This window comes from Flavobacterium sp. F52 (assembly GCF_000278705.1).
In the GTDB taxonomy this organism is placed as follows: Bacteria; Bacteroidota; Bacteroidia; order Flavobacteriales; family Flavobacteriaceae; genus Flavobacterium; species Flavobacterium anhuiense.
In genome coordinates this window covers 235,605-249,233 of the sequence record NZ_AKZQ01000018.1, presented here as the reverse complement: position 1 = coordinate 249,233, position 13,629 = coordinate 235,605, and the positions used below count along the sequence as shown (strand labels likewise).

The window sequence follows — 13,629 nt, the reverse complement described above, 5'->3', positions numbered from 1 at the left end:
AAATTTGTCCCTATCTGAATCGTAATTCCTTACTTGTGAGAAAGTTACATACTTCTGAAATTTGTACAAAAGAAATTTAAATCGAATTAAGATGGATTATCAAAATGAATTATCAGGCAAAATTGCTTTAGTCACAGGAGGCACTAAAGGAGCTGGACGAGCAATCGCAGAAAGACTTTTGCAAGCTGGCGCAACGGTTATTATTACTGCAAGAAACACACCCGAAAAAGAAAACAGCAAACTGCATTTCATTCCTTCGGATTTAAGTAAGGCAGAGGGAACCCAAAAAGTAATCAATGAAATACTGTCAACTTACGGAAGACTGGACATTCTTGTGAACAATCTTGGCTCTTCTGTAACGCCTGCTGGTGGCTTCGCAGCATTAAGTGATGAAGACTGGGAATCAACTCTGCAGGCTAATCTGCTTGCTCCTGTTAGATTAGACAGAGGATTTTTACCACAAATGATAGAGCGAAAAAGCGGTGTTATCATTCACATAGCATCTATTCAAGGCAAACTCCCTCTCTTTGATTCTACTTTGCCTTATGCGGCCGCAAAAGCAGGATTAATTAATTACAGCAAGAGTTTATCAAATGAAGTTACACCAAAGGGTGTTCGCGTGCTGGCTGTATCGCCAGGATGGATAAATACAACAGCATCAACAGCGTGGCTAGGTGAAATTGCGAGAAATTCTAATATTACTGTAGAAGAAGCCCAGCAAGGAGTCATGAATGCATTAGGTGGGATTCCGTACGGCAGACCCGCAGAGCCAGAAGAAGTAGCAGAATTAGTCGGTTTTCTTGTTTCACCAAGAGCCAGCTATCTGACAGGAACAGAATTTGTAATCGATGGCGGCACCGTGCCAACAATTTAATAATCTTAAAACAATAGAAATGAACTTGCCAAAAGTAATAGAAGACTTAGTTAATGCACAGAACAGCTTTGATAGCGTTTCTTATGCCAATTGTTTTTCCGAAAATGCGGTGGTATTTGATGAAGGTAAAACACATAATGGAAGACCTGAGATCTTGGATTGGATTGAAGAATCAAACCAAAAATACAAATCAGTGATGAAGCTTCTTGAGTGCGCTGAAAACGGGACTGGAATTGTCTTATCAGCAGAGTGCTCCGGTACGTTTCCAGGAAGTCCGATTACATTAAAATTTCATTTTGATATTGCTGATGGATACATTCAGTCTTTAAAAGTAACAGGATAAGAACTAAGAAGCGATTGATTTGCAGAAATCATTAAATAACAAAGCGCCGGTTTTCAGACGAAAATCGGCGCTTTGTTATTCACGCAAAATTTTGCTGTTTTAAGGTTTTATTTTATTAATTAATTGCTGTTTTCTAAACTGAAAAATTGAGCCGACAGCAAAGAACAGCAATAAGACAAGAAGCGTATTGCCGATTACAGGATCTTTAATATCCTTCGCTAGCGGATGCCCTAATGGAATTCTAGTAAAAGTTTCATTAACAGTTGGAACCAGAGATAGAAAAAAACTAAAAGACAACCAGAAATTTTCAAAATAACGGGCTCTTGCGCTGTTTTTTCTTTTCGAATTAAGGAAATAGGCTCCCAATACCAAAAAGATTATAAAAATAGAAAAAACATGCCCTGGATTAAATCCGCCATGTTTGGAGATCCCCAACGAAGTTAATGAGGTGACGATTGTTCCGTAAAAATATATTTTGCCGGATAATGTGTTCAAATTGATTTTACCGTATCTGATAAAATCTACAGCTGCCGCGACTATTGCTACAACGCCTACGATTGTGTGAAAAATTCCTAAATTTGACAATCCCATTTTTTATGTTTTAAATTTGTTTGAAAATACACAGCAAACTTCCGACAGATCAAGAGGAATGTTTTTGCCAAATAGTCCAATTTTTTGGCAATTTGGTTCACAAAAAAAGCATCCTAGATGAATCCTAAGATGCTTAAAATTTTAAAAAAGACTATATTTTACAATTGCTGACTATTATTTAGTTTCTGCCGATAATTTGTTGGACTGACATGGTATTTGCTGGTAAAGCTTTTTGTAAAATTCGCCAAGTCATTAAATCCACAGTCAAAAGCTATTTCAGTGATACGTTGATCAGAAACCTGAAGTAATTCGGCAGCTTTTTCCAGCTTTTTCATTTTAATATAATTGGCTGGCGTATCGTGGTATATTTTTGCAAATTCACGCTTGAACGATGATACGCTCAAATTATTTTGCTGCGCTAGTTCTTCGATGGTGATCTGTGAAAATAAGTTTGCTTCAATAATTTGCTTGAAAGTATAAGCTGCAGGAGAAAAAAGCTGCGATAATATGAGCTGGATTGATTCTGAATTTTGTGTTTGGGACAAAAGAAGTATAATTTCTTTTACTTTCAGCACCAAAATATCCTCGCTAATCAGAGATGGATTTTCAAAATAAAACAATAACCCTTCAATATACTTTTGAATCAAAAAATCACTGTTTATTATTTCACTTGATTTATTGGATATTGCATTCTTAGGTTTTTGAAGCAGCTGCGGAAGTTCCCTTTCGTATATTTTTTTTAATATCTCGGGATAAAACGTTAGGATTACAATTTCACAATTGCCATTTTGATTTGAATTGCGCATCTGCTTCCCTGAATCTATACAATTCAGCAATAGGGAATAATCGGTTGCAACCTTTATTTGCTCATCATCAATCTGATAATCAACCTCTCCTGCTTTCACATATAAAAAACAAGCCTGTTCCGTTACAGGAAAATCAAATTTAAACGGCGGCGCTAATTCAATTTTCTGAATCAGCGTTTTGCCATATAGATCGTGTTTTTTATAGTCGGTTATCATGATTTTCCCTTTTGACTGATATTTAACTGCTGGCTGCTCACTCTTTTTCAGAGCTATTCTCATTAACTAAGCAATTTTAAATTTTAGATTAACCATCAACTTTAATACATCTACCCACTACTAACAAAAGTAATAAACGACATTATAACTTTTGTCCATCTTAAAATATTTTATTTGCTTCGTCCTATGCTGCCAATTTCTAACACATCATTTATTTTTCTTTTCTGCCAAAAAAACTGACTCTGCGTATGCATTTTTTGTTCCATCTGTGAGATTTTTGGCTACACCGTTTATCCATAATTTTGCTACATATCGATCTACATCATTTTCTTCATATCCAGCTATGTAAATGTTATTATTGTGTACCACAACCGCATTGGCATCTGCATTATTTGTGCCATCTGTAATGTTTGTTGCTTTGCCGTTTATCCATAATTTTAGTACACTTTTTTGGTTAATGCTCTCGTTTCCTACCACATAAACATTTCCTTTTTGAACAAATACAGAAGACGCAACAGAATAATTTGTGCCGTCAGAAAGGTTTTGGACTTTCCCATTTTTCCATAACTTAGCGATATATTTATCGTTTTCAATTTCATAGCCCGCAACATACACGTTGCCATTTTCTACAAATACAGAAAGTGCATATGCATTATTGAGACCGTTTGTAAGGCTTTGTGGCGTTCCATTTTTCCAAACTTTTGCCACGCTTTTACTGCCATTATTTTCATTTCCGCAGATGTACACATTTCCTTTATCAACATAAAATGAGTTGCCATCTGTATCATTTTTCCCATCTGTAATATTAGAAGAAACGCCATTTTTCCAAACTTTTACAATATAATGAGCATCTCCAAACTGCTCTCCTAAAATGTAAATCATCTTATCTTCGACTATTATCGATTGAATGTGAGCCGTTTTTTTGCCATCGGTTAATTTTTGAATTTTCCCGTTTTTCCAAATTGCGGCTACATATTCTTCGCCAGACATAATAGAACCTCCAACATATATATCATTCTTATGCACAAAAACGGAATTTGCATCAGAATAATGTTCTTTCTCTTCTAAGTCTATGTTTTTTTCATTTTTCCATAATTTCGCAACGTGTTTCATGCCCACTTCATCTGCGATCTCTTCTATAGAGCTTTCAAACTTGCTGTCATTATATTCGTATCCAGCAATATAAATATCGACCTCATTTGAAATTTTGTCTTTTGCAATTGGAATTTTGCTCGTATTACAGCTTAAAAAAAGTGTTGCAAATAAAGCGGTTATTATAATTTGTATATGATTTAGATTCATTCTTTATTTGATTTAAATAACTATTTTAGAAATATTCCTGATAAAAGCAAATTTTCGTCAAAAACTAGCGATACTTCGTATGATGCATTTTTGATGATGATGTAATTTGCAAAACGTAATTCACCTTCATTCTTTATCGTTTTTATAATTGTTTTTTTATCCAGTATTTTTAATGCATCTTCAAATTTCATTCTTGCTTTTAGACCATTTTCAAATGAGATTTCAACTTTTTTCAAATCATTTAGCGAATAGCTTTTCATACTGCTTGCTTTTTTATTTTCAAGATCTTTCGGATTGACTTTAAAATAGAAGTAGAAATCATGATATTCATCCTGATACATAATCTGATTCATTTCTCCAGAACTACCATTAATTTCTTCTATCCGCTCAAAATTTTTGCTGATTGGAGATTTCAAAAAATCCTCTTCGGTTGATTTTCCAACGATTAGAGTGTTTACATGCCAATTTCTATCGATTTTTACAACTGGTTTATTTTGAACATCTTCAGGTTTGGTACTATTTTTAATTAATTCTTTGGTATATTTTTCGTTATCGCAACCTCCAAAATCGATTAACCCATTAAAGATGTCCCAATAGCAAGTTTTGGATAAATTTGTGCTGTTTAAAATAATAAGCCGGTCATAATCTGGCGCGAAGAAAATGCATTTGTTTTCTTCTTTTACATTCCAATATAAACCATTATCTGTATTTGGATTTTTTGTACCCTTGCCGTATTTCAGCTCTATTTTCTTTAAGATTTCCGATTTCAAATTCGGATCTTCTATCGCTATCCTTACTCCATAAATATTACTTTCTGCTTTAAAATTCCTTAAAGCATTCTTTAATTCATTTCCGTTTTTAATTCTCTCTAAATCAATGTGAGCACCACCAAATCTTGAAATGCTATCTGTTCTAAGTTTTTCTGAGTTTATTTGAAAAATAATTTTGTGCTCATTCAGATCGATTCCATCAAAAGTATATTTTTGAGATTTTTCTACTTCAGCAAATAAACAAAACGGATACTCAACAGTTTCAACACCAACAAGTAAACTATCATTAAATTCTATCAGATTTATTAAAGGTTCATCCAATTTTAGTTTTAATAAATCTATTTTTTCTGGTTTAGTGCAGGAAATCATAAATGGTAAAATGGCAAGTAAAAATAAATGTATTTTCATAAACAAATTATAAAGTATAAGAATCAATATCAATCAAAATATCCAAGAAAATTAGAATTTAAAACGGCATCCAAAACAACAAAGTGTCAAAATTAGATCTTTTATTGCTTTTGTTAAGATGTTTTGTTTTATCCTTTATTTTGAATTTCGTGATTCTAGTGTAAAGTACTCAGGTTTCATAGGTGTGTTTTTATCATTAGATTTATTACATAAACTAAATCTCACTACAAATTTTCAAAAAAAGATAAAGAGAATTGAAGCAGATATAAATTAGCCAGAAACAATTCGATATTCGTAAAGATATTTTATAAATGCGTGTTAGAGGTTCTTAACCAATTAAACTTCGAATTTCCAAATATTATGTCTCAGGAAACTTCAATTATTCTCCAAATTCTTCAGATTGTAACATCCGTACCCTATAAGCCTACAATTACACTTTTCCTCTAATGCAATGACCTATTTTTCAGTCTCTACAAAGACTTCAATATTATTTTTTTTTTGCATATTATATAAATCCAAAACATAATCCTGTAAAATCGCCATTACCTGCTTTGCTACTTTTAGCTTATTAAAAATCTAAAAATCAAAGCAATGGAAAATAAAAACACGATAACTAGACGCTCAGCTATTACAGGAATGGGTGCTATCTGCCTGACTACCGCCTTTACTCCTGTTCTTGGTGCAGATTTCACGGGAGACGAAAAATCAAACATCCTTCCAGAAGACCCTAAGACAAAATATCCTCGTCCGCCTTTCAAAGAACAGAAGCAACCTTGGCCAGGACTTGTAAGCAAAATGGATCCCCGTCCCGACCACGGTGAGAAAAGCTATAAAGGATCTGGCAGACTTAAAGGCCGTAAAGCGCTCATTACAGGAGGAGATTCAGGAATGGGTAGAGCCGCAGCAATTGCCTACGCGAGGGAAGGCGCAGATGTCACCATCAACTACTATCCAACAGAAGAGGAGGATGCCAAAGAAGTCATCCAGCTCATTAAGGCAGAAGGCAGGAAAGCTATTGCCATTCCTGGGGATTTAAGAGATGAAAGCTTTTGCAAGTCGTTGGTGGAAAAAGCCGTTAAAGAACTTGGAGGATTGGACATCGTTATTAACAATGCTGCAAGACAGCAGACTCATGACTCCATCTTAGACATTTCCACAGAAGATTTTGATGCGACAATGAAAACCAACATCTATGCTCCCTTCTGGATTATAAAAGCGGCACTTCCTCATTTAAAACCAGGCTCGTCAATAATAGGAACAAGCTCCGTCCAAGCTTATGCTCCCACCGAGGATCTCTATGATTACGCACAAACCAAAGCGGCAACCACCAATTACATTAAATCGCTGGCCAAACAGCTTGCTCCAAAAGGAATACGAGTGAATGGCGTCGCTCCAGGCCCTGTATGGACGCCGCTGCAAGTAAGCGGGGGTGCCACAATGGAGAAGCTTAAAAATTTTGGAGGACAAACCCCAATGGGAAGGCCAGGACAGCCCGTAGAGCTGGCTTCCATTTATGTGCAACTGGCTGCTGAAGATGCCAGTTACGCCACTGGACAGATCTACGGATCCAGCGGTGGGGAAGGAAATCCTTAATTACACCTAAAAGCTGGACATGGCTATAGAATTCAAGCAATCTCAATTGCTACAAAAGAATAAAGTGAATAAAGACTAAAAGTAATCTACTATATCTTAAATACTTATGAAAGCTGTCATACTGCTGGCCACCCTCAAAAACAAAGGCCTTTCCAATACAGAAACGCTTACGGAATTCTTCTGCGGTTTTCTTTCAAAGCAGAAAATCGAATTTGAAATCATTAGACTTGCGAACCATAAAATTCTTCCTGGAACCTACATCCATTTGGAACAGGAGGATGACTGGCCTGCCATTTATGGAAAAATCCTTAAGGCAGAGATTCTGATCTTTGCCACTCCAATCTGGTGGAACAATCATTCCTCCGAACTTCAGCGTTGCATTGAGCGACTCGATGAAGTATTTGACATCATCAATTCTGGAGAAAATTCTCCTCTAGAAGGCAAAATGGGAGCCGTTATTGTAACTGGGGATTCAGATGGCGTGGAGCATATAACTGGAAATATAGCCAATTTTTTCACCTGCACTGGTCTTACCCTTCCTCCCTACGCTTCTTTGGGTGTAATCTGGGAAGGTCACAGCAAGGATTCCAAAAAAACAAAAACCGAGCTCCTAGCCCACTATACTAAAAATTACAGCAAGGATGCCCAATCTATGGCAGAGTCTCTGGCAAAAGCCTTAAAATAAAAATGAACTCAAGTCAAATAGCGGTTCGCAACACAGAATATTTAGCAGCATCATATGAAAAAGCATAGCATCCATATTGGAACTTCAGGATGGTCCTATAAACACTGGCATGGTACTTTCTATCCCGAAAACCTAAAGGCAAAGGATGAATTTTCCTATTACCGCAATTACTTCACGGCAGTGGAAATCAACAATACATTCTATAGGATGCCCACCGATGAAACCTTTGAGAACTGGGAGAGACAAGCTCCAGCGGATTTTGTGTATGTCATCAAAGCCAGCCGATACATTACACATATGAAAAAGCTCCATGACCCCAAAGAGAGCCTTCTTATCTTTATGGACAAAGTAAAGCTTTTAGAAAAAAAACTGGGCGCTATACTATTCCAACTGCCTCCATCCCTTGGAGCCGATCTTACTCTATTGGAGGATTTTCTCATAGCGCTTCCCGCCCACAGCCGATATGCCTTTGAGTTCCGTAATAAAGAATGGGATATACCTGAAGTATATCAGCTTCTGGAAAAATACAATGCCGGCTTCTGCATATATGAACTTACCGGCTACAAATCGCCACTGCAGGTCACCGCAGATTTCGTTTATGTCCGGCTGCATGGGCCAGCTGCCGAAAAATATCAGGGCAACTATACCGAGAGTACGCTTGAGCAATGGGCTGAGATATGCCTAGAATGGCTAAAAAACAAAGATGTATTTATTTTTTTTGACAACGACCAGCAGGGATACGCAGCATTTAATGCCCTAAAGCTAAAAGAGCTTGTCGAACAGAAAATGATGTAAAAACAATTGCAGATGATGCAAAGCAATTTGCGCTTCTTTGCCTAAAACTAAAACTATTAATAAACTAAAAAAGAAACTATGGGGAATCTATCGGATTATTTTGGACGAAACATTGACCGCAGAAAAATTGTCATTACAGGCGGAAGCACTGGTATCGGTAAAGCGGCAGCACTTCTGCTTTCTTCCCTTGGTGGAGATGTTTTTATCTTCGGAAGGGATAAGGATGACCTAGATCAGGCACTGGGAGAAATCCAAGCGCAGGCTGAAGGAAAAATTTATGGCATAACAGCTGATATCGCCCTGAAAGAAAATATTGAAATGGTCTGGAAAGAGATAGACCAGAGATTGGGAGGTGTAGATATACTTATCAATAATGCAGCTCTGGGAGCTGATGGAATCACTGAGGAAGAATACGAAAATATTAGGTATATACTAGAGACCAATATACTTGGATACATCTCCTTTGCTAAAGAAGCTGTAAAAAGAATGACTATACAGCAACGAGGACATATTGTCAATATCGGTTCTATGAGTGCAGAAACGCACGAAGAAACTGGAACGGTGTATGTAGCCACAAAGTCAGCTGTAAGAGGCTTCAGTGCAGCACTCCGAAAGGAGGTAAATCCATTGGGCATCAAAGTATCTCTAATTGAACCGGGTGCAGTGAGCAGCGATATGCAGCCAGGAACCAGAGAAGAACACCGCGGGAAAATACAAAAAATGGAAATGCTTGAAGCAGAAGATATCGCGATGAGTATTCTATTCTGCCTATCACAACCTAAACGATGTGATATTGTGAGCCTTCAGGCGCGCCCCCATCTTCAGATCATCTGACCGGACCCTAAAAACAGCCTTATCGAGGCAGGCCTAACTAAGCCTGCCTTTATAAATTAGGATTATAATGCTCCCGAACAAGATTTCTATTCTCATCCAACGCGGCATCAAAGTTAATGGTATTGTCTGCTGCATCAGAGAGTTGGCTGTCAGCATCTAATGCCTGAGCAACAAAACCTTCAAACAGCTCCTTCTCCTCCGCTCTTTCAAGTACTTTTGCTAATATGCTAAGCATACGGCAACTGGCCATATGGCTGTGCAGTATTTTCTGAAGCCAAGCAATCATTGCGGCATCACGCACTGGACCTTTAGAAGTCCGCTCCAATAAAGCAATCCACTCTCTTTGAAAGCCGACCGAAGAAAAATGTTCCCTCTGAAAACTTCCTGCCGAAGACTGTAGTGACTGCTTAACATATTCGACACGCCTCTTGGTTCCTGAGAAATTGCCTAGGAGAAAGGTAAGGCTGCGAGAGGAAGCTTCTTCCTTTAAATTTGCTATCGCCATCACTAGCATATTCATCTCTGAAAGCTCCTGAGATGCCAATGCATCATATAGTTGTTGCATACTTTGATGAGTTTTGCTTTTTTTTCTTTTGATTTTCATTGTGAACTAATTTTAATAATTCAAATTTAGTTTCCGCAAAAAACTGATTATTAAAGCCTTACATCTCAAGATTATACAATCTAAAGCACAACTAAGGTCTATTTTATTCATCATACTTTGAAAACAATCTGCACCATGGGAATTACAAAATATTTTCGAATAATTATATAAGAATCAGTATTGACATAGAGATACTTTAGCTCATACCAAAAACTGTTCAAAGCACCCAATCAAACTGAAAACACTCAGGCGCAATGAATTATTAAATAATATAAGCCCCTAATCACAGCTTCAATTTAAAAACAAGATCTGTACATTTTATGTGTGGCAAGCTTTTATGCCATGACAGACTATTTTTATATGATTTGAAATTTATGCGGCTGAGCCTTCTGCGCTTCAGCTAGAAGGTTTGGGTATTAATAGCAGGATTGAACTGCTTAAAAAAATGCAATATGGACAAACTTGACATAAAAACAGATCAAAATAATGAATTTCCAATAATGGGTATTGCCTGCTGTGCGGCCTGCTTAGAAAGTCTTAAAACTCTTGTAGGTTCATTAACAGAGACAACTGGTTCTTTTATCATATTTCAGGACCTATCGCAACCGCAGCAAAAGAACCTTTCAGAAATGCTGCAGCAGACTGCCATACTTCCCGTGCAGGAAATTGTCAATACTGCCGAGATGAAGCCCGGCTATATCTATGTAGTTCCGGAAAACAATTTCTTGATTCTGAATCAAGGTACCTTAAGTCTCAAACGCTTTACCAGAGAAGAAAAACCTTCAGAATCCCTGGACCAATTCTTTGGCGCATTAGCCGAGAAATTTGGCAACGATGCCATAGGCTTGCTCCTAAACTATCCAACAGGAGAAGGAGCTTGGGGGCTTAAAAAAATCAGGGCAAAAGGTGGCGCGACTATTGCTGTGGCTGATCTGACTGTTCTTCCCGTCAGCGATGTGACAGACACCACCTTTGACTATTACATCAGACCCACTCATACAGCCGATCTGCTGGCAACAATTCGTGCTGCCAAACTAGCTGTCCAAGACCAAAGTGCTGAAGCGCAGCAAGCGTATGAGGATATCATAAAGCTGGCAGCCATAAAAAGCAGAACAACCTTGGAACGCTTTAACCCTGAAATTCTAAAGCGTAAGATTGCCAAACGAATGGTACTCACCAGACAAAAGAGTCTTGTGGGCTATCTAAGAATGCTCAAGGACAGTCCCTCTGAGCAGGATTTGCTATTTTATGAAATCCTAAACAGTCCGACCTTTTTCTTCAACTCAACTGCATTTGATGTACTCGGCAATATAGCATTCTCTGCTCTTCTAGAAAATAGCTCCGGGAAAGAACTCCGATTATGGTCTCCAGGCTGCCGAAGTGGCGAGGAGGTTTATTCTCTTGCCATTGTTTTGCATGAATATCTGCAAAGTAGTGGCCATAATAATCTTAGCTTTAAGATATTCGCAACCGACATTTCCCTTAAAAACATCAAAAAAGCTAGAACAGGCATTTATTCCCAACAGGATATCAAATATGTCGATCAGGTAAGAATGGAGAAATATTTCATAAAAAAAGACAGCAAATGGCAGGTGGGCAGAATCATCCGTGACTGCTGCGTGTTTGCCGTTCACGATATCACAAAAGATTTTCCCTTGTCAGGAATTGATCTGATTTCATGCCGTAATGCCTTGCCTCTTTTTAGCACAGAACTCCGCTTACAGCTTGCCGCTACGTTTCACTATGCGCTTAATCCAGGAGGCTTTCTGCTTATCGCGGAAGAAGATTCCATTCCACAGAGCGAAGAGCTCTTTCAAGCCACAGAAATAAAAGGGCTTTATATAGGAAAAAACACCTATGGACGCATCCAAACCCGCGATTTATTAAATTCTGCTGTAGCTATAACAGAACATCAGAGCGCTACATCTATTAAACATGAGAGTGTGGATGCGGACACAAAAGATTTCAGGAAAATAACTGCCGAACTGCTGGCCGAGCAATATGCTCCAGCCGCAGTGCTGATCAATGAGCATTTTGAAATCGTACATTTTAATGGAGACACAAGCCCTTTTCTGCAGCCACCTGCAGGAACACCAAACTTTAATATTCTGAATATGGCACATCACGAGGTGCGTCCTATTCTTAAAAAAGCCATCTTAGATGCCAGATCTGAAAAAAGAAGCCAGCAACAGAATGCCGTTCTTTCTATTGGTCATAGCACTTACACTGCCTCTTTTGAAGTGGTATATCTGCCCATGCACAGCGAGCTCTTACTGGTGGTTTTCAGTCGCAAGCCAATCCTAAATAGTGACGAAACGCTAAAAGACTCCATAAAGGCAGAAATTCCACCCCATCACACCAATTCAAAAGAGCTTACTAGAAAACAGGAGCTTTATTTCGAAGAATTACAAACGACTAATGAAGAACTCCTACAACGCACCCAAGAGCTTGAGCTTCTTAACGAAGAACTCAAAACCACAGCAGAAGAGCTGAGATCCAATAATGAAGAGCTATCTTGTACAAACGATGAGCTTAAAGACAGACGTAACGAACTTTCTGCCTTACAGCAGCTGCATGCCTCAATTATCAAAAATCTGAAAGAACCTCTGATTATTCTGGACCAGAACCTTATTGTACAAAGCGCCAATCCAGCCTTTTACCGTAGCTTTGGAATACAAGACGGCATAATCGAAGGGCTCTCTATCTTTGATGGAGCCAACTCTCAATGGATTTCGCCAGAATTTAAAGAATTAGTATTGCAAAGGATCAACCGCAAGGAAATGGTGCAGGACACCCGAATCCCTTTGGCATCAGGACCAACATTACGCACATATATGGTTAATGCAATGGCAATCGAAAACGAACTGCAGCAGTGCGTAATGCTTACCTTTAGAGACATCACAGATTTTGAAGAGGCTAAAAAAGAGCTCTCATTCCAAAGACAGCAACAGCTAGAGCGTAGCACACAGTTGGAGCACTTCACCGCATCGGCGACTGATAAGCTGTTGGATCCAGTGCGCAAAATCCACATGTTTGCAAAGAAAATAGTAGATACTGAAAAGTCCCTTACACAAGGAAGCATACATAGTTTGGAGCGGATTTTAAACACCTCCCACAATCTCGAAAGACTCATTGAAGACCTTGTGATCTATTTAAGAGTCCATTTCGAGCAGAAAAAACCTAAAAAGACCGATTTGAATCAGATTTTAAGAAAGGTGCTCAATGAACTAAAGAGTCCCATCAGACAAACCAGTGCTATAATTGAATCCGAAGAGCTGCCGCTGATGCCGGTCATTCCTTGCCAGATTAGGTTGCTCTTTGCCCATCTCATCAGCAATACATTACGCTTTGCCAACGAAGCGTCTGCTCCTATGCTTAAAATCACACTGCATCACATCAAGGATATTTCCCATGAGATTTCTGGCGTCTATCCAGAAAACGAATATATCAAACTTTCGTTCACAGATAATGGAAGAGGTTTTGAGCAGAATTATGAAACTCTAGTCTTTGATCCTTTCTATCAGCTACATCGTAGCGAAAAAAACTATGGCTCTGGACTGGGTCTTGCTTTGGTGCGGCAGATTGCGCTGAATCATCACGGTATGGCAAAGGTCAATAGCTCTCTGGGACAAGGTACAACAGTCAGCATCTATCTTCCTGTGACCGTTTCTTTTGAAGAACAGTGCAGCCCAAACTAAGATAGAACATTGTATTAGCTTATTTAATTCCAGCCTTATTGTACCGCCGGTCCTGAATTATCGGGCAAACGCACTACACCATTACCCTTACTACTTTATAAATTAAAACT

General features: G+C 38.3%; 12 protein-coding genes. 7 read left to right on the top strand and 5 right to left on the bottom strand.

Annotation, left to right across the window (positions count from 1 at the left end):
- Nucleotides 1–91: 91 nt before the first annotated feature.
- Both FF52_RS05420 and FF52_RS05415 read left to right on the top strand, forming a co-directional pair.
- Nucleotides 92–874: an SDR family oxidoreductase gene (locus FF52_RS05420; RefSeq protein ID WP_008463639.1), complete on the top strand. Its 783-nt coding sequence runs from the start codon at nt 92–94 to the stop codon at nt 872–874.
- Nucleotides 849–1,217, top strand: a complete 369-nt coding sequence (locus FF52_RS05415; protein WP_237718526.1) for a nuclear transport factor 2 family protein — start codon at nt 849–851, stop codon at nt 1,215–1,217. Before FF52_RS05420 ends, FF52_RS05415 begins: the two co-directional genes overlap by 26 nt.
- Nucleotides 1,218–1,316: 99 nt before the next feature.
- On the opposite strand, the gene FF52_RS05410 is transcribed toward FF52_RS05415, so the two are convergent.
- The 4 genes from FF52_RS05410 to FF52_RS05395 form a co-directional block, all read right to left on the bottom strand.
- Nucleotides 1,317–1,808, bottom strand: coding sequence for a membrane protein (locus tag FF52_RS05410; RefSeq protein ID WP_008463637.1), 492 nt, complete (start codon nt 1,806–1,808; stop codon nt 1,317–1,319).
- A 158-nt stretch (nt 1,809–1,966) separates the two neighbouring features.
- Nucleotides 1,967–2,893 (bottom strand): helix-turn-helix domain-containing protein, encoded by a 927-nt coding sequence (locus FF52_RS05405; protein ID WP_008463636.1) that lies wholly within the window; start codon nt 2,891–2,893, stop codon nt 1,967–1,969.
- A 144-nt stretch (nt 2,894–3,037) separates the two neighbouring features.
- Nucleotides 3,038–4,132, bottom strand: coding sequence for a hypothetical protein (locus FF52_RS05400; protein ID WP_008463633.1), 1,095 nt, complete (start codon nt 4,130–4,132; stop codon nt 3,038–3,040).
- 20 nt (nt 4,133–4,152) lie between these two features.
- Complete coding sequence (locus FF52_RS05395; RefSeq protein ID WP_008463632.1) at nt 4,153–5,310, bottom strand: hypothetical protein; 1,158 nt, start codon at nt 5,308–5,310, stop codon at nt 4,153–4,155.
- Between the two features lie 591 nt (nt 5,311–5,901).
- Between FF52_RS05395 and FF52_RS05390 the strand changes: the two genes are divergently transcribed.
- The 4 genes from FF52_RS05390 (at nt 5,902) to FF52_RS05375 (ending at nt 9,217) form a co-directional block, all read left to right on the top strand.
- Nucleotides 5,902–6,903 (top strand): SDR family oxidoreductase, encoded by a 1,002-nt coding sequence (locus FF52_RS05390; RefSeq protein WP_008463631.1) that lies wholly within the window; start codon nt 5,902–5,904, stop codon nt 6,901–6,903.
- Between the two features lie 106 nt (nt 6,904–7,009).
- Nucleotides 7,010–7,588, top strand: a complete 579-nt coding sequence (locus tag FF52_RS05385; RefSeq protein WP_008463630.1) for a flavodoxin family protein — start codon at nt 7,010–7,012, stop codon at nt 7,586–7,588.
- 54 nt (nt 7,589–7,642) lie between these two features.
- Nucleotides 7,643–8,383 carry a DUF72 domain-containing protein gene (locus tag FF52_RS05380; RefSeq protein ID WP_008463629.1) on the top strand — a complete coding sequence of 247 codons (741 nt, stop codon included), beginning with the start codon at nt 7,643–7,645 and terminating at the stop codon, nt 8,381–8,383.
- Between the two features lie 78 nt (nt 8,384–8,461).
- A complete protein-coding gene (locus FF52_RS05375; protein WP_008463628.1) occupies nt 8,462–9,217 on the top strand; it encodes an SDR family oxidoreductase in 756 nt (251 codons plus the stop codon).
- A 49-nt stretch (nt 9,218–9,266) separates the two neighbouring features.
- Here FF52_RS05375 and FF52_RS05370 read toward each other — a convergent pair whose 3' ends face one another.
- Complete coding sequence (locus FF52_RS05370; protein ID WP_008463626.1) at nt 9,267–9,821, bottom strand: DUF892 family protein; 555 nt, start codon at nt 9,819–9,821, stop codon at nt 9,267–9,269.
- 452 nt (nt 9,822–10,273) lie between these two features.
- Between FF52_RS05370 and FF52_RS05365 the strand changes: the two genes are divergently transcribed.
- Nucleotides 10,274–13,519 carry a CheR family methyltransferase gene (locus FF52_RS05365; protein ID WP_008463625.1) on the top strand — a complete coding sequence of 1,082 codons (3,246 nt, stop codon included), beginning with the start codon at nt 10,274–10,276 and terminating at the stop codon, nt 13,517–13,519.
- Nucleotides 13,520–13,629 lie beyond the last annotated feature (110 nt).